Annotated in this window: 18 protein-coding genes; 13 read left to right on the plus strand and 5 right to left on the minus strand. The window is 39.0% G+C overall.

Going from position 1 to position 22,941, the window contains the following annotated elements; genetic code table 11:
• The first annotated feature begins 133 nt into the window (after positions 1-133).
• A complete protein-coding gene (locus ACFPXP_RS11200) occupies positions 134-493 on the plus strand; it encodes a hypothetical protein (RefSeq protein ID WP_379894291.1) in 360 nt (119 codons plus the stop codon).
• A gap of 130 nt (positions 494-623) precedes the next feature.
• Here the strand turns inward: ACFPXP_RS11200 and ACFPXP_RS11205 are convergent, their stop codons facing one another.
• From ACFPXP_RS11205 to ACFPXP_RS11225, 5 genes are all read right to left on the minus strand, one after another.
• Positions 624-962: a hypothetical protein gene (locus ACFPXP_RS11205; RefSeq protein WP_379894292.1), complete on the minus strand. Its 339-nt coding sequence runs from the start codon at positions 960-962 to the stop codon at positions 624-626.
• Positions 963-1,001: 39 nt separating this feature from the next.
• Positions 1,002-2,057 carry a hypothetical protein gene (locus ACFPXP_RS11210; RefSeq protein ID WP_379894293.1) on the minus strand — a complete coding sequence of 352 codons (1,056 nt, stop codon included), beginning with the start codon at positions 2,055-2,057 and terminating at the stop codon, positions 1,002-1,004.
• A gap of 212 nt (positions 2,058-2,269) precedes the next feature.
• Positions 2,270-2,533, minus strand: coding sequence for a cytotoxin (locus tag ACFPXP_RS11215; protein WP_379894295.1), 264 nt, complete (start codon positions 2,531-2,533; stop codon positions 2,270-2,272).
• 6 nt (positions 2,534-2,539) lie between these two features.
• Complete coding sequence (locus tag ACFPXP_RS11220; protein WP_379894313.1) at positions 2,540-2,836, minus strand: AbrB/MazE/SpoVT family DNA-binding domain-containing protein; 297 nt, start codon at positions 2,834-2,836, stop codon at positions 2,540-2,542.
• A gap of 183 nt (positions 2,837-3,019) precedes the next feature.
• Positions 3,020-3,469, minus strand: coding sequence for a JAB domain-containing protein (locus tag ACFPXP_RS11225; protein WP_379894296.1), 450 nt, complete (start codon positions 3,467-3,469; stop codon positions 3,020-3,022).
• A gap of 179 nt (positions 3,470-3,648) precedes the next feature.
• Between ACFPXP_RS11225 and ACFPXP_RS11230 the strand changes: the two genes are divergently transcribed.
• The 12 genes from ACFPXP_RS11230 to ACFPXP_RS11285 all read left to right on the plus strand — a co-directional run bounded on the left by ACFPXP_RS11230 (position 3,649) and on the right by ACFPXP_RS11285 (position 21,869).
• Positions 3,649-3,975, plus strand: coding sequence for a phosphoribosyl-ATP pyrophosphohydrolase (locus ACFPXP_RS11230; RefSeq protein WP_379894297.1), 327 nt, complete (start codon positions 3,649-3,651; stop codon positions 3,973-3,975).
• Entirely contained in the window at positions 3,968-6,397 is a 2,430-nt protein-coding gene (locus ACFPXP_RS11235; protein ID WP_379894314.1) for a DEAD/DEAH box helicase family protein, read from the plus strand. Before ACFPXP_RS11230 ends, ACFPXP_RS11235 begins: the two co-directional genes overlap by 8 nt.
• Positions 6,398-6,426: 29 nt before the next feature.
• The gene (locus tag ACFPXP_RS11240) at positions 6,427-7,041 is read left to right on the plus strand and encodes a class I SAM-dependent methyltransferase (protein ID WP_379894298.1); all 615 of its coding nucleotides are present in this window, start codon (positions 6,427-6,429) and stop codon (positions 7,039-7,041) included.
• 129 nt (positions 7,042-7,170) lie between these two features.
• Entirely contained in the window at positions 7,171-7,647 is a 477-nt protein-coding gene (locus ACFPXP_RS11245; RefSeq protein WP_379894299.1) for a hypothetical protein, read from the plus strand.
• Positions 7,648-7,867: 220 nt separating this feature from the next.
• On the plus strand, positions 7,868-8,782 hold the full coding sequence (locus tag ACFPXP_RS11250; RefSeq protein WP_379894301.1) for an MvdC/MvdD family ATP grasp protein: 915 nt from the start codon (positions 7,868-7,870) through the stop codon (positions 8,780-8,782).
• 279 nt (positions 8,783-9,061) lie between these two features.
• Positions 9,062-9,916: a hypothetical protein gene (locus ACFPXP_RS11255; protein ID WP_379894303.1), complete on the plus strand. Its 855-nt coding sequence runs from the start codon at positions 9,062-9,064 to the stop codon at positions 9,914-9,916.
• Between the two features lie 4 nt (positions 9,917-9,920).
• Positions 9,921-10,277, plus strand: a complete 357-nt coding sequence (locus ACFPXP_RS11260) for a hypothetical protein (protein ID WP_379894304.1) — start codon at positions 9,921-9,923, stop codon at positions 10,275-10,277.
• Between the two features lie 1,510 nt (positions 10,278-11,787).
• Positions 11,788-13,221 (plus strand): hypothetical protein, encoded by a 1,434-nt coding sequence (locus ACFPXP_RS11265; protein WP_379894305.1) that lies wholly within the window; start codon positions 11,788-11,790, stop codon positions 13,219-13,221.
• On the plus strand, positions 13,218-14,804 hold the full coding sequence (locus ACFPXP_RS11270; protein ID WP_379894307.1) for a hypothetical protein: 1,587 nt from the start codon (positions 13,218-13,220) through the stop codon (positions 14,802-14,804). The genes ACFPXP_RS11265 and ACFPXP_RS11270 overlap by 4 nt, the downstream gene beginning before the upstream one ends.
• Positions 14,801-15,820: a hypothetical protein gene (locus tag ACFPXP_RS11275; protein WP_379894308.1), complete on the plus strand. Its 1,020-nt coding sequence runs from the start codon at positions 14,801-14,803 to the stop codon at positions 15,818-15,820. Before ACFPXP_RS11270 ends, ACFPXP_RS11275 begins: the two co-directional genes overlap by 4 nt.
• The gene (locus tag ACFPXP_RS11280) at positions 15,813-21,026 is read left to right on the plus strand and encodes a DEAD/DEAH box helicase (protein WP_379894310.1); all 5,214 of its coding nucleotides are present in this window, start codon (positions 15,813-15,815) and stop codon (positions 21,024-21,026) included. The genes ACFPXP_RS11275 and ACFPXP_RS11280 overlap by 8 nt, the downstream gene beginning before the upstream one ends.
• Before the next feature lie 3 nt (positions 21,027-21,029).
• Positions 21,030-21,869: a DNA adenine methylase gene (locus tag ACFPXP_RS11285; RefSeq protein WP_379894311.1), complete on the plus strand. Its 840-nt coding sequence runs from the start codon at positions 21,030-21,032 to the stop codon at positions 21,867-21,869.
• The last annotated feature ends 1,072 nt before the right edge of the window (positions 21,870-22,941 follow it).

Here is a 22,941-nt window from a genome sequence, read left to right on the forward strand (position 1 = left end):
ATATTGTAAATAAATTAAAGACCACCTATATGTATCCATAATAAATGGTGTGTCAACTATTAGGTGTTTATGAGATTTTAAGAATTCGGGAGTATTCGGGAGAAAATTTAACTTTATAGAGGGAGGTTATATCTTGAAAAAGTTGATTTTTATTTCAATGGTACTCCTTTTAACAATAGCTTTAAGTGGATGTTCATTTCAATATGCAAGAAGTGATTTACCGATTGAAATGGTTGCGTTTAATAGTCTTACTGATGCAGAAAAAGACCAAATTCCTGTGAGCCCGAAAGATTCGGTCGTGGGGAGAGTGACGGTTAATGACGATATAGCTGCATTAATTGGTAATGATTATAACGGAAAAGCAGTATTCGTCGTTATGTTTAATCATACAGATACTAATTCTTCCGGAAATCTCACCGTGTATGTTGATTTGGATAAAAGAACAGTCATCGGAAAAGGATTCAGTGATAAAAGTGAGTTAAAAAACAACTAGTAATCGTTCTAATTAACCTGATTTAACCGCCTATTCATTGAACGGTTTCCTGTGGATCTGATATCAACATTAAACAAAAACAGAGCCTAGTAAATAAGTTGTAAGTCTGAGTATACAACAACTTACAACATTATTCATTCTTCTTCTCAATTTCCAATAATTCTTTTACCTGATAACCGCCACGCAAATTAAACTTCTCCCGTAATTGTTCAATGGCTATACCGACCGAAAACCGGTGACTGGTTGCGCCACAATTAGAACATTCATATTGAGGCAGATCCCAAACAACGAGACCGGCAAAAGAATAAGGTTTACCGACGAGTTTCTTCTCCCCTACGCAATTGTGGCATATGGTGGTTGGGTAATTCTTATGTTGACTTTCAATCGCCGCGGCCAAGGACATATAACGATATTTCCTTTTTCCAAACATTGAATCACCTCTGTAAACGCTGATTATTAAGTTCGCCAAAAGAGGACTCCTGTGTTTTTTAAGAAGTCCTATTTCGGGTTACCAGAGTTTCCTTTTCTTTTTCAGGGTGACAATTTTCCCTTTCGAGGAACGAACGGCTTGCAGGGTTTTCTCAATATGATCCTCATACCATTCGTTTAACTTGTTACCGACATATGCTTCCATTTCCTCTGCCCATTCGGGTATGCCTTCTTCCGGATACGGATAAGGCGGAAGAGCAGGATTATCATAAGTCATCTTCCCGTTGGCCGGAAAAGGTTTGTTTCTGTAATAGTAATAATTTCGTTGCAGCTGATCTCTAATGGCGGACCATGCTTTGATAATCGCATCTCCACGAGGACGATCCGGAAAAACATCTCGCCATGCGATTCGAGGTTCAGGTTCGCCAAAATACTCTTGAACTCGCTGGTCTATATCTACTCCGCAGCCAACTTTAATGATGGCATACAGCTGCTGAGATACCCATGACACGATGAATATGAGAAACGGAATAAAGAACTTATCCCATCCGGTAAACCACAAGTCCGGGCTTTTGGAATTGTAGAGGTGCCAAAAGAATCCAATTAATGTAATGATTCCTGCAATGGACGGTAAGAGCATGGAGAATCCTGCGACTTTAATCCAAGATGGTTTCGGGACTGGATTTTGTTCCGAAAACGAAGCGTTGAAATACACGCGATTACGAAAATTTTCGACGATCGTTTGATAGAAGCGGCTTAGGACTGCCTCCCTTAAAGTTGACGAATAATTTATAGGCATGGATACCAGATAATAATAAAAGGCCGGGGAAATGTAGGGAGTTTTTTCCCATCTGTCGAATTCCATAAATGCCCGTTTTAGCCGAATATCTTGGGCAGTTTGTGCGTAGCTATGTGAAAAGTTGAAGAAGATGATTGACAGTATCACGACAATGATCCAATCGCCCCAACCATGCATATAGATCCAGATATAGGAGAGGATCTCCGTATATGTATCCAAAGGTGTGATGTTCTCGGGTGCGATCCACTGAATAATACCTAAAACGGGGAAGGCCAATAGCCCAGTAATCATAGATAATACAATTAACTTCAAGATAGGTTCAAATAACCCTTTCATCGGAATCCCTCCCTTGTTCACCACCATTTTAACTTAATTTTCATATAAAGGATAAATTTATGGTCATTAAATTTCTAATGGAATACGAGGAGAAAGGTGTATTCTTGAAAAAATAAAACCGCCATTCTAAAAAATGAACGCGGCTTTCCCGAATCATTGCAATTTTAAATTGTAATTTCGTTAGCTATATATTGTCGCCAAATTTTTATGGATTATTTAGTCCGATCGTGGTGCCCACAATTTCTTAGTATCAAACGATCCGGCTTCTCGTAATGGAAGGTGATTCGGATATCCATATTAGCACTTGCTTCAAAGATATAGTCGGTGCCTTCCATTTTCTTTGCTCTTAAGGAAGGATGCTTTAGGTCATGACTCATGAGACGGATGGCTTTCTGGATTGCTTTTTGTGATTGTTCGTCCAGTTTTGTGAAGTTTCCTTGAAAATGCTCTATAAAAACAAATTTTAAGCTGCTCATTAATGGCTATCCCTTTAACTGATCTAAAAACTTTAGAGCTTCATCAGCATCCATTGGTTTTGAGACACGGCTTTCTTGTATTTGTTTTTCTACTTCCCGTTCTTCACGCTGCCATTCTTCTTTCCAGAACCAGGCTTGGTCCTTAGCAACAGCGATGGTCGGAACAATCACCATTTTCCCATCTTCAATTCGTATTTCTAATGTTTCCCCTTCCTTCAGGTCGAGTTCATCTATGATTTCCTTGGGAATTGTAATTTGTCCCCTTTTGCGCAGGGTAATTTTCTCCTTTTTGATTCTATCCATATCACTCACTACTTTCCTCATGATTCCTTGTATCATTATACCGAAAATCAGAAATTCATACTTTCTGATTTGATTTTAACATGGATATTGTCACTCTACAAAAGCTTAACAAATTAACCTATGTACAGATACGAGCTGAAAATTCAATTGAACATCTTAACTCAAAAAAATTGTATTGATTGTCTATATATCTTCTTTTTCTCTTAAACTATAAAATCTTTCATCGCCAATAATAATGTGATCAAATACGTCAATACCTATGATTTTTCCGGCCAGTTCAATTTGGCGCGTTATTTTAATATCCTCTTTGCTGGGAGTAGGGTCGCCACTAGGATGATTATGAAACAGAATAACGCTTGTAGCATTATTTAATACTGCGGCCTTAAAGATTTCCCTGGGATGTACTAAAGTACTGTTAACTGTTCCAACAGAAATAATGTGTAAACCGGTCACTTCATTTTTAGTGTTTAGTGAAATGATCCCGAATTTTTCAACAGGTTCATTTTGAAGGTCGAGTACGATAGTGATAACTCGATGTGCATCATCAGGACAATTAATTTTTTTGGAATTGAGATTATACAGTCCGGCTTTTTCTTTGACTTGCTTAAGTGAATAAATGTTTATTCTCTTCATTTTGTAACCCCCTCGTATTTAATTTCTAGAAGTTATCTTGAATTTATCACGTTCCAAAGTGTCCGTAAAAAATTGAGAAGGGGAATTTTTGGTGTAACCTAAACCCAAAAGATCACCAAAAAAACACCGTATGATATAATTATTCTTAATGAGTATGAGTAGCTAAAAGAGGTGATTTTGTGCCTGTATACAATAAGCTTGTACGGGATCTAATTCCCGAAGTAATCCAGTCAAACGGAAAGAATTGTCGTACTAAAATATTAAATACAGAAGAATACATAAATGAATTAAATATCAAGCTCAATGAGGAAATAGAGGAGTATCATAAAGCTATTAATGATCAATCTGCTCTTGAAGAATTGGCTGACATTCTTGAAGTGATTAGAGCGTTAGCCGAAGCTAAAGGAACAAGCTGGCAGGAGCTTGAAAACATACGTGCAAGAAAGGCAGATTCCCGCGGTGTGTTTAAGGATCGTGTGTTTCTGATCGATGTTGATGATGCTTAAAGTTAAACTAATAACTGAGAATCTATCGGATGAACTGTTTTACGCGATGGAAAATGCATCAGGTATTTATATCATGACATCTTTTGTGATGCAATCGGGTGTTAATCTATTAGCACCTTTTATTAAAAAAGCTATAAATTCTGGTGCTGAGGTTAAAGTCTTAACGGGTGATTATTTATTTGTGACACAGCCTGAGGGACTTCAAGCGTTATGCAGCATTGATGAGCGATTGGAAGCACGTTTATGGCGGAGTATGGGGTCTTCCTTTCATCCGAAAGCGTATTTATTTGAATACGAAAATAATGAGGGACTTTTGATCGTTGGATCTTCTAACCTTTCTTTGTCTGCTTTGAAGACGGGAATAGAATGGAACCTGTCGATGAATGCCCAAGTAGAACCCTATACTTTTCAGAAGGCACAAAAGGTATTTATGGAGACTTTCTACCATGAGTCCACTTTGCCTTTAAATACGGATACAATTGAACTTTATAAGCAAGACTATCGGCTTTATCATCAAAAAAATCCCGGACTTCTAACGACGATTATTGAATCGGAAGAAGTAGGTGCGGGTTACAAAAAAGAAATTGATACCAGATCGGAAATGGATGGTTCTACTGATGTAATTGCATTATATCCACGGTCTGCCCAGGAAGCCGCACTCGAGGCATTGGAGAGGACATTAGAAGAAGAATATGATAAGGCCATGGTTGTTATGGCCACAGGACTAGGGAAAACATACTTGGCGGGATTTTTCGCACAACGCTTTAAGCGGATATTATTTATCGCGCACCGTGAAGAAATCCTTTTCCAGGCACGCAAGTCGTTTAAACACATCATGCCCCAAAGGACATTTGGGATATACAACGGAGAATTTAAAGAAGCAAACGCCGATTGCGTCTTTGCTTCTATCTATACATTAGGGATGAAAAAACATAGAGAAAGTTTCCCGAATGACTTGTTTGATTTAATTATTGTGGATGAGTTCCATCATGCGGCAGCGCGATCCTACTTGTCCGTACTCGATTACTTTAAACCAAGGTTTTTATTGGGTATAACTGCTACCCCAGATCGAATGGATGGTAAAGATGTGTACGCATTGTGTAATGGCAATGTGGCATATCAGATCCATTTTATTGAAGCTATTCGCCGGGAGTGGCTGGCACCGTTTAAATATTTTGGCGTTTATGATGAAACGGATTATACCAAAATTAGATGGCTTGGAAATAGATATGACGAGGACCAATTGTTAGCTGCTCAACTGAAGCAAACACAAGCTGAAAAAATATATGAGGCTTGGAAAAGGCATAAGCAAACACGTACCATTGGATTCTGTTCATCTATACGGCAAGCAAATTTTCTAGCAAATTATTTTAGTGAATTAGGTATCTCCGCATTAAGTTTGCATTCACGAACAAGCGAGATGACGAGAGAGGAAGCAATCAAGCGTATCACAAGCGGGAAATTAGAGATTATTTTTACCGTTGATCTTTTTAATGAAGGTGTCGATATTCCTTGCGTGGACACTCTGCTTTTTGCACGCCCAACGGAATCTCTGACGGTTTTCACTCAACAAATTGGGCGGGGACTACGATTATTCGATGGGAAATCATACTGTTCCATTATTGATCTTATTGGTAATTATCGTAATGCAGATGTAAAACTTAGACTCTTTTCCGAAAACGTCGAGACGAGACAAGGAAAGCGAGACGATATCGTACCAGTTGTGCCGCTTAACTGTGAAATCAATCTAGAGACCAGTGTCATCAATCTGTTGGATGAACTTAGTCGAAAAAAACTACCTCATCGTGATCGATTGCTTCGTGATTTTTTGGATTTAAAACAAGAGCTGGGAAGAATCCCAACATACCTTGAACTCCATTTATATGGGAATTCCAACAGTTGGGAGTATAAAAATGAATTTGGCTCATACTTTGGCTTCCTCCATTGGGCAGAATTATTGAATGTAGAAGAAAGTGAAGTTTACTTCCGTAATGAGTCTTGGTTCATTGATGTTGAAAAAACGGCGATGTCTAAAAGCTACAAAATGATTGTATTACTTTACATGCTAGAACGAGGTGCGAAAAGCTGGACAGAACCGGTCACTCCGTTGGAAGTGGCACGCTTTTTTTATAATTATTTAATGGAGAAGGAATATAGAAAAAGCATAGATTTCTCAGATAAAGAGTCTCAAAGGCTATGGGAGTTTGATGAAACAAAAATCAGCCGATTAATTGCCAAAATGCCAATGACGATTTGGGGATCAGCCAAAAACAGCATGACAACTTTTGAGAACGACAAATTCTCGCTCAATTTCGATGTAGCACCTCAAGATAAAGCGATACTACATCGATGGACCAAAGAAATATGCTTATATCGCTTGCATTTACATTTTGAAAGAAAGGAAAGAAAACTTGAAACGTAATATCCGTTCACGCAAGGGGACAATTTAAAATGCCTAAAGAGTATTGGGAACAAGTTTATAAAGAGCTGGATGTAAAAGAACTTCAGTATGATGCGTGGTTAGATAAATACGAAGCAGAATTACAGCGATCAATTAGTGTTCCCATTATTGATCTGGGGTGTGGGTTGGGTAATAATACTTTATATTTAAAAGAGCGGGGTTACAAAGTCATTTCCTGTGATTATTCAGAAGAGGCTTTGTCGAAATTAAAAAAACTCATCTCTAATTCTGATGTCAGGCAGTTCGATATGACGGAGGGCATACCATTTGAGGATAACTCTGCTGGAGTGATTATTGCTGATCTCAGTCTACATTATTTCCCTAAAGATGTAACGTTTAAGATATTAGAAGAAATTAGGCGCGTTTTAAAAGAAGATGGATTGTTACTATGTCGCGTGAATTCCAATCGAGACGTAAATTATGGAGCAATAGACCAAGAAAGTTATTATTATCAAGTTAATGGTCTGTACAAACGATTTTTTGATAGGAACCATATAAATCATTTATTTAAAGATTTCTCTATTGACCATATTGAAGAGTACGAAATGAATCGATATTCAAAAGGGAAAATTGTATGGGAAATCGCTGCGCGTAAGAAACAATAGCTCCATTAGTGGCGCTTTTTTTGTTTTTGGAGGATATTGTAAATATTTGTGGAATTTAACTTAAGTAAATGCTATTAGGCTTCATATTATTATTGATTTTTGCTTACTTTCATTTTTGGAGTGAATGACTTGATAAAATTAACCACTATTCATAAACTTCCATCTGTTCCAGCTGTTTACGTCATGTTTGATAAGAAAGATGTCGCTTATGTTGGTATCTCCGAAAAATTGAAGAATCGATTAGTACAACATTTTATACGTAGAGATAGCAGTGTAACCACAGGAGCTTCAGCGGTTTCATTAAATCCAGATCGGATTGCTGAAGTCGTTTGGTGGGAAAGTCCAGAATTTTCAAATCGATCTATTCTTGAAGCAGCTGAATTGGTGGCATTCGAAATCTTTAACCCGGTGCTTCGAAGTCGTGGCGGTATTCGGAGCGAAGCCAATAATTTATTAAAAGACGAAGTTTTTAAAGAACGATATAAGAAGTTGTTTTCAGAAGAACCAACTGGAAAGTTATTAATCCCCAAATTGTCGGATGCGCTACAGAAAATTGATGAATTAGAAAAGAGAATCGAAAAGCTTGAGAGGCAATTTGGAGAATAAACTATCAAAATATCAGACTTATGGATAACTACTTCTACATTATTGCAGCATCCGCTTTCGGAATCATTGCGGGTCTCTCACCAGTTCCTTTATGGTAATCGTTTTATTGGAAAGCTTGAAAGGTGGATGGAGGAGGGGAGCGACTGGAAAGAAGTAGATTAATGGCATAATATAATCAGATTGAGGTGGGATTTTTTGGGTGATTGAGGGAGGTTGTGATTTGAGAATATTAGTCATTACACAACAAAAGGACGCAACCGTCCAATACATGACGGAAAATTATAAAAATGAAGCTCAATGGTTTCGCCTTAACGTTGATGACATTGAAAATTATGAGATAGAAATCCAAAGCAGTGGGATACGGATCAAGAGTAATAATGATGAAATCATGGGGGATGAGATTGAAGCAGTCTATTACCGTAAAGTAGCCTATCCAGACCTCACGACTTATGACCCAGAGTACCACACATTAATTCAGCGGGAGCTGATAGGACTAGTAGAAGGATTAGTGGAAACTCTGGGGAGAAAATGCCTATCTCGGCCGTCTATCTTAAGAAGAGCTGAAAATAAAATTTTTCAATTACATATTGCCAAAAATGTTGGGTTTCAAGTACCGGATTCGTTCATTACCAATGCAGGTATAGCAGCCACTCAATTTTCAAAGAAACAATTAACGGTTGTAAAACCACTGGCAACCGGAACGATAGTGAACCGCCAAGGGCGGGGAATTATACAAACAAACTTGGTTGATACAAACTACCCAATTGAGGGACTCGGCGTTGCGCCAGCGTATTTCCAAGAATACATCCGAAAAAATGATGGCGAGTACCGGATAACGATTATTGATCGAACCGTGTATGCGGTAGAAATCAGATCTTCGGATCCTGTTGATTGGCGAAAAAGTGGTGCAGAGAATGATTACCGTCTTGTTTCCGTGCCGGATGAAGTCATTGTCCATTGCTTTCACATGATGGATCTCTTAGGAATCTCATTCGGCGCATTTGATTTTATAAAGCGGGGAGAAGAGTTTTTCTTCTTAGAAGTCAATCCTAACGGACAATGGTTGTGGCTTGAAGAAAAACTCAATATACCCATTTCCAGATCTATTGTTACATATTTAACAACGGGGTGTTGAATGAGGATGAATAATGAATCCCCTATGAGTACCGGTCTTTATGTATTTCTAAAATTGTTATCGTACATACCCGTGTTCCGGGTTACGGATGACGATAACTTCGGGACAATTAGAAAGAACTCAAACGAGTTTCGAGTTTCACTGGTAAGCTTGAATGTAGGACCATGGATTGTTTTTTTGTGTTCCTTTGGATTTGCACGAAGATCGAAACCAGAATATAAAGCTCCAAAGAAATTTCGGTTGTTTTATATGCTTGATCTCATGAAGAGCGGAAGGACGTTGTCTGACGAAAAGTATGAAGATCTAAAAACAAAACATGAATCGTTCCTACTGTATAACGAAGATCCAAATAAAAGAAATGCATTGAAAGACACATTACTCTATAAGATTAATCAGGTAATGGGGAAGTCAAACCAGACATTTAATAAATTCGTGGCATACTTAGCGGCGATCGCCTTTATCCTTCCGCTGTTCATTCCTTCGGCACTCAAGTTGACTGAGTTGGGCCAAAAACCGATTCCCATACAGATCGGCTATGGGATTAGTGCGGCATACTTGGCACTTAATTTTATGAACATCTTTCTTCTCTTTTTCTATTTTATAAAGGTTAAAACAACCTCGCGATTCCTTTACAGCTCAGTCAAAAATGCGGATGATCCCGAGGCAGCATACCTGAACGGCGTGTATATGGATTATCAGCAAAGAGATGTGGATAGCACAAATCAGGTATCCTTAATCCTCAATGTGGAAAGGTACATGATGGGGATTATTATTCTGGGCTTACTTCTAATTGCAACTCATAACCTCGACGGAGCGTTTGGAAATCGAACCACAAAAGATATAATAACAGTAGGGGACATACAGGTATTGCATCTGGATGTCACTAATTCTGCTGCACATGTCTTTAAAAAGAACGCCGAGATGCTACAAACCATACAAAAGGATCTACTCGAACATCGGATTGAACAAATCATCGTGATCCGAACCAAGGACGATGAGGAGGCAAACGCGCAAAGGGTGACTGATTTTTTTCGTGTCAACAACGTTCACGGTGCAGATATTCAAATTGTGATTGGTAACCCCGGACCGCAGGCCGCTGATGGGACTATCCAACTTGTCATAGAGAGGAGGTGAGTCAATGAAACGTCCATATATCGCAAAATACATTGTTCACGCTAAAAAGGAGAGCGATTTTGGCAAGGAAACGGCAAACGTTGAAAATACGACACCGGACGAGCTCCTCGCAAGAGACACACGGGAGACGCGCACGCTAGAGGGAGCTGAACCTGATGAAAGAAATACAAAACACACATTTCAGCGTGAAGATAGCGAACCTGATGAACATATGAAGAAAGCAGGAGGCCGTGACATCCTGACTGAAGCCCAGGAAGACACAACGCCGGATGAAGTGTTTTTTGCAAGAGAAGATGCAGTGGAAATTACCAAATCTTTTGAAGATTCACAGCCAGATGAAGGGCATTTTCTGTATCCATAATTCATGTGCTGAAAGCTGCTTCTAAATATAGAAGCAGCTATTCTTAAAAAGTAAACTAGACTAAACTAGTTCCTTGATCTAGCAAAACAACCCCTCTCCTGCAATAACCAACCATCGAAAAAAACACCCACGACAGCATTTCCGCCGCTAAACTACTCAACCGACTAAACTACCATCCCCGTCCCGCTCACCATTCCATATAGTAGCCAACTGTTAAGTGGGAAACTATCGCGGTGCTCCACACCCGCGCCTATTTATTTCTGTGAAATTCCATAAATTATTAGAACTATTCCACAATCGTTTAGATACTTTAAGCCATAATTAATTAGGACTCTTCTGTCTCACTCTTAACCCCCTCATCAAGTTATACAAATACCCACATAGGAAACCGTGTGGGCATTTCTTGTTATTGTATTTGGATAAAACAAAGATTAGCAAATTTGAATGATACAAAATGAAGTCTTGTATCATTCGAGAAAATGTCCTCAGCCCGCGTGGTTATTGAGTTTTTTGTACCTTGAAATGTACCTCGTGCTTTAAATCTATGATTTAATGATACACAAATGATAAATTTCCATAGATAAGTATGATACATAATGGGAGGGCTGTCATGGAATTTGTTCAGCCGATTCGAGATCGGACAAAGATAGAAGCCTGAAAAAGGATTCTGAAGAGCCAATACCTCCTTGACGAGTTCGTACAGTTTGCCCTGCAAAGTTGCGAAATCGGTCACCCATTCATAAAAAACGAATAGCGAAGCAAAAACCAATTAAGAAATATCAGAAGCAGGATGCACTGAATTATCGGGTTTGGAAGCTATGGAACAGATCGGAAGATAAGAGGTATGCTCTGACTTCGATAATTTGAGGTTATCAGAAATTATTAAGCCTAAAATGTAAAGAAGGAATCGAATCTGTTTTATCGGAATTAGAAGATGTAACATGCCCTCTAAACACTGTGTCAAAGAAACATTAACGTTGGAATATTTTTTTAACACGCTGCTGGCAGTGTGTTTTTATTTTGGTGAAGAACATATATTCCCTGTCAGGCTATTGACATGGTAATTCGATAATATGGTTATAGGACAGATAATTACCATTATGTCATGATTGAGATTAATTGGGGTGAACCTAGGAGCTTACCCTTTTGAAGGCGAGTCCCTCCCGCTTGTCTTTCGGCAGAAAAGGCTTGAAAAATATTCGGTTGTTTCGTCGAAGGCCAACTCTTTACCCCTGAAAAGGTTGGGTTATTTTGACAAAATAAGAGGAATTCAGCACCTCAAAGTGGAAATTGTTATTGTCGAAACAACGAGTTTCTTCTGCACCTAAAATCAAAATTGGACTTTCATGAGTAACTAGTTATATGAAGGGTTTGTTCTTAAAATTAAGCTGCGAAAGTTGAGTGACAACCTTGCAGCTTTCCATCGCTTCAAAGCCATTGACCCTATAAACGCCAATGCCATGCATGCGGCGCCGCTTAGAGCGTCATTAAGAAAGGAGAAATTCAAGAAATGCGTAAGGCGTATGATATTATTCTTCAATCTGAAGTCTCCGCAGAATTAGCTGCTCAAAACAGCGGATTCGAACCGTATCGCTATGAGTGTTCTAATTGCGGAGAAGAAGTGTTTGTTGCTGCGCCTTATAGCACCAGAATAGTCGCTCATTTCAGGCATCGTAGTGGAAACAATGACGTTGAATGTGAGAATTATCTCGGGCAATATGGAACGATAAGCACGGATTCTAGTTCGAGAAGAAATAACCGTGAAAGAGCAGAATTTTATTATAATAATTCTACTAAAACTTTTAGTTTAGCTTTAAGATTTAGCGAGAACGAAATCCAGATCTATGAGCAGCAATCTGTAGATTTCGAGTTAAGGACAAAAGACTCGGATATGCCTATCCGTGTCTTGAAGATTAATAGTATGAATTTTTCGCCAGATGTCCCTACACTGATTCCATTGAACAACTTTTCTGTCAGTTATTATTTGTCTAATACCCTAAATGGAGCAAATAGGAAATATGATTTTTTAAAACGCGGAAATACTCCGACCTTTTTTAAATTATCAGGCAACGATAATGACTTCAAGGCTAAGTTGGTTCGTAGCACTGTATTATATACGAAAACCCAGTACTTTGTAGCGCTTCATAGCCAATATTCAGTACCACAAGGAATTCGATTGCCCGAAGGAATAGAAGTTGGTCAAACCTTCCACTTTAAAACGATGAATCGAAAGTTCTTAGGGTTTGTTTTGTCGATAACATATAAAACACCTTCTATAGATTGTCTGCTGAAATCTTGGGGTTACCAGTTAGAGGCTTCCGAGACACTGACGCTGCTCTGGCCGCCAGCATATTTAATTGATGATGCAAGTATTATCGCATCAGATTATGCTTATATCTTTTCAAGTTTTGAATTACAGGCTCACGGTAACATCAATATGCATTCAGAAGAAATTATGAAGTTTTCACAGGGCATTTCAAAAGTAAAGGTTAAGCCTAAGACGAAAATATTCAAGAAGAATGCTGAAATTGTCATTGATACAGTTGCGCCGTCTGTTGATCGTAATAATGTAATTACACCCTACAAAAACTTTGCAAGCACTTTTACTGTGCCTGACGACGGTACTTACTACCTTTTCAATCATTCGGGGGTATCCCCTTTAACAAACGGACAGGTTGTGTTTTTAACACCTAATAGTTCTATTGTTCGATATCAATTCAATTTTCCGGTCGGCTATATTTATCCTTGTCTGCAAAAGGAGTTGGCTGGCGAGGAATTGCTTGAAGATATCCTTGCACATTACAAGCGAATGGAAGCTTTCGACTCAACCCGGTTCAGTACGCTTGTGCTAAGCAAAACCACTTCCAAGTACATTGAGAAGTGCAAAATTACCGGTTCAATCAATCCGGTCGTTATGCAATTTATTGAGGAGGGACGGATATGAATCATCTTCCTCTACTAACCGAAGATGAGGCGCGTTATATTATCTCGGTTATACCGCTTCAGGACACGGTTTCCTATTTTAAACATAATCCAAAACAGTTCGCCCAAATTCGTCCGGGTTTTAGAGCAACCACCATTTCAAAAGTAGATGCAAGCAAACTATTGTTCAGCTATCGTAGACGAAAGTTTGTTTCATCTTTTATTGAAAAACATATAAGTAAATGGCTTTCTCAGATTCAAGAACAAATCACAAAATGTATGGATGATGGAGACAGTAAAGATATAGCTTTAATACATACTCTGCCTTTCAGCTTCTTTGCAGACAATGTAGGTCTATACTTTAAGCTTGTGAATGATGAATATTCGGAGGAATACATCGCATTAATGAGTGCGATTGTCAAGAATATTAAAGAGGTTGCTAAAGAACAAGAGGAACTAAAAGAGAAAATAAAAGCGCTTGAATCCCAAAGCAATAAACTTCAAGAGGAATTAGAAACAAAAAACGATGAGTGGAGCAGAAACAACGACAGGTTTTCGGACAAATTGTTGGAGATGGATACTCTTAAAGAAAAGGTTTCTATCCTTGAAAAACTCCAAACTACATCTTTTAAAGATAAGGAAGAAATCGAAAAGCTCAAAATAGAAAAGAAGGAATTGCACGGTAAACTTGACAGACTTTTGACCGAAATAACTGAAATTAAGAATAACAGTCGGCTTCTTGAAGAACAGATAAGAGACGAATTGGAGAAAAAACAAAAACGCCTTGACGAGGTACAAAGTTCTGCATCAAGTCGGAAATGTCCTCGTGATATAGATGAGTTCAAGGAGTATCTAGGATACAATCTTACCAATATCGGAGTGCCTAATGATGCCGAGTATTTTCCACTGCTTATATCTTATTTAAGTAAAATTCTCTTTCGAGGTGCCCCTATCGTTGTCAATCACGCAATAGGGATAAATCTCATTAAGTGTACGGCAAATACGTTAATAGGGGAATCGACAGTAAAGACGTTGTCATATAGCCAGGACATAACAATCGAGAAAATAAGAGAATTTCTATTATCATCCGATCGCGTTGTTTGTTTGGATAATTTTATTGGTAATTATAATGAAACCGAATTAATTCCGTTGTTGGAAAGGAATAGCGATAAAATCGTGTTTTTAACAGTTATTTACGATAGAACTTTGCGTTACTTGTCACAAGAGTTTCTGCGATACTGCTACTACTTCAACGCTAATCGTATCGGGATGTTATCCATTGAATCAGAATTGACCGAAGACCCCTCCACGATTGTGGAGCATAGTTATAGACCTCAATCTACTCAGGGAGAAAATCGATTCCGAAATATCTTCCGGGAGATACTTCGAGAATTAAGCTACCCTCAAAGCATAATTGAACATAAATGTGAATCCATAGCTAATGAACAAGATTTATGCCAATCGCTTGCATTTGATATTCTACCTTATTGCATAGATGTGTTGCAGATGAAACCATACAACACTTCCGAGCGATTGCTCAAATATGCAGGTAATGACGGAAGATGCCCCCAGAGAAATTTACTTGTGAGGTGGTTTGCTCAATGAATGAATTATTAACCGCTATGTCAAGTGATATGGGGATTAACCGTTACAGGGGTGAACCTGACGATTCGTTTATTTATCGACTCTGCTATTCGGCATTGGGGCTATGGTGCCTTCATATAGCTCAAAACTCCTCCGATGGAATGGCGGGGACAACTAAGCATAATCAGACAATCGTCATTAATGAGCTGCTTCGACGTTACGCTGAACTGTATCCCGGAATCGCTGACAAATTTACCGACGCCGATAACCCGCAGGTGAATTTACCGGTTCATATTCGGAGGGTCTATGAGGAAATCGGGTATCTTCAAACAGATAAAAACAATCGAAATCGGTTAGCCAATTTCGGTAGAAACATTCGGGTGGGTAACACTTTCCTGTTTATTGGCTTTCCTAATAAAGGGTATAACGTTAATGGACTTGGCGTGTTTACACCACCGACAACACCCTCATCTTCAACCCGTGAGTTCTTAATTAGGGACGAATTAACCTGCGAGGAATATTTTCAAGAGAGGTATGACATTACAAACTTTTATGAAAGGGATATTGCTGCTGACGAACTGCAATTTTTCAATCCTCTATCGGCCAGTGCCCCCTCGCGATCATGGTCAGCAAAAATGGTTACAGATTGTTCAATTGCTCGAAAAAGTGAGTTGGGTCCGTACTATCGAGTGATTGGGGAATCTGAAACATCCCTTTTGTTTGCAGATGAAGTCATCGAGCCGCAAAGCGACAGCTTAACTTCTTACGAATATAGGCGACTGTATTTTGCGATAAAAGCACATTACAACAACCCTTTAAATGCATGGATAATTAAGCAAGATGAAGAGTACTCGGAACTTAGAATCGGAGGGCATTTGCCGAATAGAGAATATTATTATCTATTGCTTATATCTTGGCCGCTGAAGCATGCTTTTGACAAGGTCAACTTCCTAATAAGAAATGACTTTATTCCAGAAGTCATAGATACTTTTAAGTACATTGGTGTTGTAATAAAAGGAGGGAACGCAGATGCTTAACCAAAATGGAGTACAACAATATTATCAGGCAATCCGTGATCGGTTGAAGAACTACATAAAATCAGACTATTTAGCCAACAGCGAAACCTTGCTTCTTTATGTTGATGACCTACTGGGCGAATTTTGCTCTGAATATACTAACATCGCCCGTGAGCCGTATATCGAAACCTCGGCGTCATATAAAAAAGTCAAAAATGGAGTTAAAAACTCTATGTGCATCGAACAGAGTGTAAAGGAGTCGATGCTGAAACTTGTCAAGGAAAATCTTGGCATCTTTCCCGATCCATTTGAACATCAGGTTAAGGCTTTAGAGTATTATTCATCAGGGAAAGATTTGTTCGTTTCGACAGGTACAGGATCTGGTAAGACAGAAAGTTTTCTTTGGCCGATAATAGCCAAAAGTTTCGACGAAGCTAAGAATCGTCCTAACCTCTTCAAGATGGAAGCTGTGCGCACCCTTATTATTTATCCTATGAACGCCCTTGTGTCTGACCAACTTTCCAGATTCAGGAGGATCATCGGAAGCGATAAATTCAGAGATATTTTCATTACGGATACCCATGCTACCCGCATCCCTCATTTTGGCATGTATACAGGAAGAACGCCTTATTCTGGTGATGCAAACCTGGCAAGTAGCCGTGAATTAGCAAAGACATTTCGTGAAAACTACTTGATAGATGAAACCGCTGATGCGGAAACGCAGCGGAGGCAAAGAAACAATATAGATGGACTTTTGAGCATCAATAAATACCCTGCAAGATTAGGAGGAAACGGACTGCAAGTATTTATTGAGAACCTGGAAAAGAACATTCACAAGCCAATGCCGTATGATGCTGAGCTCATAACGCGCTTTGAAATGCAGAGTTGTCCGCCTGATATTCTGATTACCAACTACTCCATGTTGGAGTATATGCTTATGCGCCAGCGCGAAGCGAACATATGGGGCAAAACAAAACAATGGCTGGAAGCATCCACCGACAACAGACTTCTCATCGTCTTGGACGAGGCACATATGTATCGCGGTTCTGCAGGAGGAGAGATTGCACTGTTACTGCAACGGCTTTTCTCTCGCTTGGGCATTACAACCGAAAGAGTGCAGTTTATACTTACTACTGCGAGTATGCCTCAAAATGAACAGGAAGCGATTGATGCTTTTTACTCTGGACTTACACGGAAAGAGCCCACATCTTGCGAATTCTTGTTTGGTACAAAAGAACCCGTTCCAGAAGAATTGGCAGTAAAGACGGACATTAATGCATTGTCTTCGATTGGTTCTGAACAAGTGCAAGGAGAAGGGATAACCGTCAGAATCAAGAAGTTTGCCAAGGCAATTTTTCAATACGACTTACCAAATGATATTAGTCAAAGTCAAGCGCAAGAGTGGCTTTACGATAATCTTCCGAAATACCAAGCGTTTGTTATGCTTAACAAACTGTGCCGTGATGGTGCAAAATCATATAGTGAGATCAGAAAAGAGCTATTTGGAGACAGCGAAAATGCTGAAAAAGCTCTTGATGCTTTACTAGCATTAGTCCCTCTTGCTGCAAAGAACGGGAATATTCTTTTTCCGGTGCGCCTTCATATGTTTTTACGTGGGTTGCAAGGTTTATATGCCTGTTCCAACCCAAAATGCACCTGTGCGAAGTATTCAGAAAGTGAAAAGCTTCCGTTAGGTAAAGTTATCTCTATTCCTAAGGATAAATGCGAGTGTGGCGGGCGAATTTATGAGCTTGTGAACCATATTAAGTGTGGAGCTTTATACTTCAAAGTATTCGTTCAAAAAAATGATGGACAGCCATATTGGTATGCATTCCCAAAGCGCGGGTTAAATGGAGATGCAAATTCTCTTAATGAAATGCTGCTCTATGTAGTTCCAAAGAATTATCAGAAGAATAAAACCGACAAGATTGGTGCACTCGACCCTTTCACAGGGAAACTATATATATCGCCTCAAGATAATGATGACTTGCTGACAGTAATTTATAGCGAGAAGTTTGATAATAAAACCCAATCATACAATTTTGGAGTCTGCCCAAAATGTAAAAAGCCCATGCCGCTGAAGAAGCCCGTTGACTTATCCACGAAAGGCAACATACCATTTTACAACTTGACGAAGGCACAATTTGAATTGCAACCCGCAAAATCAGAACTAATTAACCAGGGGAAAAAGGTTTTGTTGTTTTCTGATTCCCGTCAGAATGCAGCAAAACTTGCATTGGACTTAACAAAATCATCTGACGCAGATGCTTTCCGCCAGGCTATTATGCTTGCGTCACTTCTCTTAAAGGTTGACGGAAAAGAGCATTCGTTATCGGACTTATACCCAGCTTTCTTGGATGTTTGCATTCAAAACAACCTTTCATTTTTCAGTGGGAAAAGCAAAGAGAAATTTGAAAACGATAAGCGATTATTTAAAGGTAAAAAAGGAAGAACTGAAAGACGCGGTAGACCTATTGATTACACAGCAGTAGCTCAAGAATATCAAGCATTGCCTGATGACTATTATGAGCAATTGCTTACTTTCTTTACGGAAAGTCCGCGTTCATTCAAAGATATTGGCATTGGTTTCCTCGCCCCCATATCTTCTATTCTCGAAGACTGTGTATATGATTTAGAAGATGAAGGATTGACTATTGACGACAAGATATTATATCAGTTCCTCGTGCTGTTATTTTGGGATGTTATGGACGAGAGCGCTGCCATTGGGGAAACAATTCCCGATGATGTCAGGAAGGGTCTACCTGGACGAAGCAAAATGCAGGTATTTGGGGTGAGTATTGATTTTTCAACTGAAATAGACAAAGGACTTATTCGAAGAATCATGGAACTTCTGAAAATAGATGATTCTGCAATGAAAAAAATAGTAGATAAAGTACGTGATTTGTTCTTCTCTCTTGCTTCAAATAATAGATATTACATTAAACTTGCTTCGGTGAAAATTGAGTTTGCTGGCAAAGACTTTACTTGGTATCGCTGTGTTCAGTGCGGGAAACTGTCCCCATATAAGATAGGGGATTATTGCGGTGTTTGTTTTGGCACAGATAATGTAATGACAATCAACGCATCGGATTTGTCTCGCTTTGATTTTTGGCGAATACCGGTTCTCAACGCTTTAGACAAACTTGAAACTATTCACACAATTGATACCGAGGAACACACTGCACAATTGTCGCATAAAGAAGCCAAAAGTGATACTTGGAGCCGTACAGAGAAATATGAAATGCGATTTCAAGACATTTACGCTGGTGAAAACGGCGAGGAATCAATAGATGTATTAAGTTGTACGACAACTATGGAAGTTGGTATTGATATTGGTTCGTTGACTGCTGTTGGGCTTCGTAACATACCTCCTATGAGGGAGAATTACCAGCAACGAGCCGGACGCGCAGGCCGTAAAAACGCTGGCATCTCTACCATTGTTACATATGCCTCCGGTGGAATCCACGACAGTCATTACTTTTTACACCCGGAAGAGATGATTTCCGGTGCACCGCGAAAACCATGGATTGACCGTGATAATCCGAAGATCAAGCAGCGACATATAAACATGTTAGCATTGAACGGATTTATGTCCACCCCTGAAATGAAAACACAATATGACGGTATCCTTGATGTAGGCATAGTATCTTTTTGTGAAAAATTCGGTGAGAACTTTGTTGAATACGTAAAATCAATGGATATTTCAACCGATGAGACTATTGGGCAGTTCCATAAAATAAGTCAGGACGTTTTAGCGGAAGGCAAACGGAATGAATATATAAACGACGACAAAGAGACTCCTGCGTTTGATGTCTTCTATCGCGAAGGCTTTATACCATCGTATTCGTTTCCGAAGAATGTCGTTAGATTCTATGTGGAGAAGGAATCAAAACGAGGCAAAAACGCTCCGCGCGACATCGAATATGCCCCAGAAAGAGATATTGCTGTAGCACTTAGCGAGTACGCACCAGGTAGATTTGTCACGATAGATAAAAAGATATATAAAAGTGGTGGTATCTACGCGAATCCTCGTCCACGGGGATTTGAAAAAAACCAAGCTGAATATTATTTCAAGAGCAAGGATTATTATAATGACATATATATTTGCTCTGAATGTAATTGGTTTGGTAATAAGCCGGAAGAATTTACAGCAATGCAATGCCCATATTGTAGCGCTCCAATAGAACATAGAGATATGTTACGCCCATGGGGATTTTCTCCAGTTAAAGGTGAGGAAGTTAAGTACGAGGACGAAGATGAACAATACACCTTTACAGAAGCACCATTCTATTCATATGTTCCGTCAGACACAGAAATGATTAGCTTTGGGAATAGCAATATCCGCTATGCCAATTTATCTGATAGAAAAGTACTAACTGTCAATATGGGTAAAAGCAAGAACGGTTTCAATATATGCAAAAAATGCGGTGGTGCTGAGATTGCGGATCCGAATAACAATGGGAGTTTTTCCATTTCTCAGCCATACCATGATAACCATTCTCTGTGTCGGCATGACGGAACTGTCGCTACCAATATCTTTTTGGGTTACGAATTTTTAACAGATATGTTTATGCTGGATATTTCCTATGACTCTGTAAAACTAGTGAGCAATAGTAATACTCAAGAAAGGAGTATTTTACGGGCTGCTGTTACAACAATGCATGAAGCGATTAAAAAGGCAGTTTCACTGGTGCTTGATATAGATTACAACGAGATAAGTGGAGGCTGGCGTCCGCGTATTAAGAGCGACGGAGATTCACATATAGAAATGTTTTTTTATGACAATCTCACAAGCGGAGCTGGTTATTCTTCATTGATTGGTTCCATTCTTAATAAAGTTTTTGAGAGAGCGAGAATGATCCTTTCAGAATGTGAATGCTCGCGGACATGCAAAAATTGTCTTGATAATTACTATAACCAGAGAAACCATCAATTTTATGACAGACATTTGGGATTACAACTTCTTAACTATGCTGAACTTAGAGAATTGCCTAGTGAATATAATGCTAATGAACAACAAGCCTTACTCGTACCATTGCAAAAGCTTATTGCTGAAGACAGCGGTACTTCTTCAAAACATAAATCTCCGATTGGATGTGAGGTTATTCCGGCTATTTTGAAGAAACCAGAGAATACTAGGACAAGGATTTACTTGAATCCTTATGACCTGTCTGATTGGTTGCCCAATGCATTTATGTCATATAGAAATCTGTTGAGCGAGAGGTAGAACATGGCTAAGTCACTTTCGCCGCTTCGTTATCCAGGCGGCAAATCAAAAATCTATTATAAAGTTAAAACTCTTATAGAAAATAATGAGCTGGGAAATAGAACTTATGTGGAGCCTTTTGCTGGTGGTTTCGGTATAGGGATTGGATTATTGTGCGAAAATATTGTACAATCCGCCGTATTAAACGATTTTGATACCCACATTTATAATTTTTGGTTCTCGGTATTCCATCACACAGACGAACTGCTCAAAAAGATTATGGATACTCCCATAACGATTGAGGAGCGGGAAAAACAGAAAAACATCTACAATGATGATTCTGCTGACGTGTTAAGCGATGGGTTTGCAGCGCTGTTTCTAAACCGTGTGAACTTCTCTGGTATTATAAAGGGTGGTCCCATCGGTGGTCTTGCCCAGAGCGGGGCATATAAAATAAATTGCCGTTTCAACAAGGAAGAGATACAAAAGAGAATCGAAAGTATTGCTCTGCTTAAAAATCGCCTTTCTCTTTATAACTGCGATGCAAGCGAGTTAATTATAAATCAATTGGGTGAAATAAAGCATACTTCGTTCTTTAATATTGATCCACCTTACGTCATCAAAGGAAGTCGGTTATATACGAATTACTTCAAGGAGTCTGATCATAGAAATCTTGAACAGGTAATCAACGAACACTTGAGGGAGATTCCATGGATTATTACTTATGACGATTGCAAACTGATACGGGATATATATAAGCAATATTCCATGACTGGGTATGATATTCAACACAACGTAGTGGGTAGTGTACGTGGAAAAGAAGTAGTTATTACGAACATCTCAAACGGTTCGTTTGTTTGGTAAATGGCCTACGCAGTGGCAGTCTGCTCGACCTTTACATTGAACGCCATCCCCAGCGGGGATAATAGAGAAGGAGCCGTATGCGTTGATCCGCACGACGGATCTGTGAGAGGGATGATTAGTTCATGGGCCTACTCGATTCGCCTTTTAAGGAGTTAAGGTGAAACATCTCATAATCATCATTATGTAAAACAGACGCTGAAAGTGTTTGTAAAGTGGTGATAGTAAAGAAATTGAAATGTATACAATGCGGTAATCTTATAGGTGTTAATCGAATAATTGGATACCTTCTGTGATTTTATCGTAATTATAATTGTTGACGAATTGTTGACGAAACCCGTCAACAAGGGTCAAACCACATTCAAACCAAACAATACATGAAAGCACAAAAGCCTTGTAAATCAAGGCATTATCCAATTCTGATCAATATCAAAAAAACGCTGTATTTTCCCGCATACGGGACATGTCGAAACGGTTGCGCTGTTGTTAAAGAGTGAAAATGAATCCTAAAACTCTTGACGTATAAGGATTTATGAAATATTCCTTTTTATTGAAAGGTTGAAACAACCTCCAAAATGGCGATTTTATATCGCTTTAGATAGATCGTAAATATAATATAAAGCCGTTGCATGTTGCTCTTGAATACGGTTTTAAATTACAACTTTTTTTCCAACATCTTCATGGTATTTTCTCGAATTCCCCTCGGTTTTTTGTAGCCATGGTGTAGCCAAAAGGTTCAAAGCACTCTAAATTTATCTAAAACAGCCTAGTATCAATTAACACGACTGTCATCTCGAAACCCGCATGAAATAAGGCATTTTGGTACTTGTGCACAAAATCTAAAACCAGATAAAAAATTGGGGACGAGAGTTCGACTCCCCTCGCCTCCATTAAAGTCAAAAGTCCAGACCTTTAGGTCTGGACTTTTGCTTTACATGGAATTGCAAGAGCCCGAGTTCGACAGTCACTAGGTAAACAAAATGCCCGGATCCCTTGTCCTGCTTAGGTTTACGGGCAACTTTAACAGAAATGGCGTGTATCTATGGTTTTGAGTGGATTTCTAGGAACCTTGGAG

It is taken from the genome of Marinicrinis lubricantis, assembly GCF_042658665.1.
In the GTDB taxonomy this organism is placed as follows: domain Bacteria; phylum Bacillota; class Bacilli; order Paenibacillales; family KCTC-33676; genus Marinicrinis; species Marinicrinis lubricantis.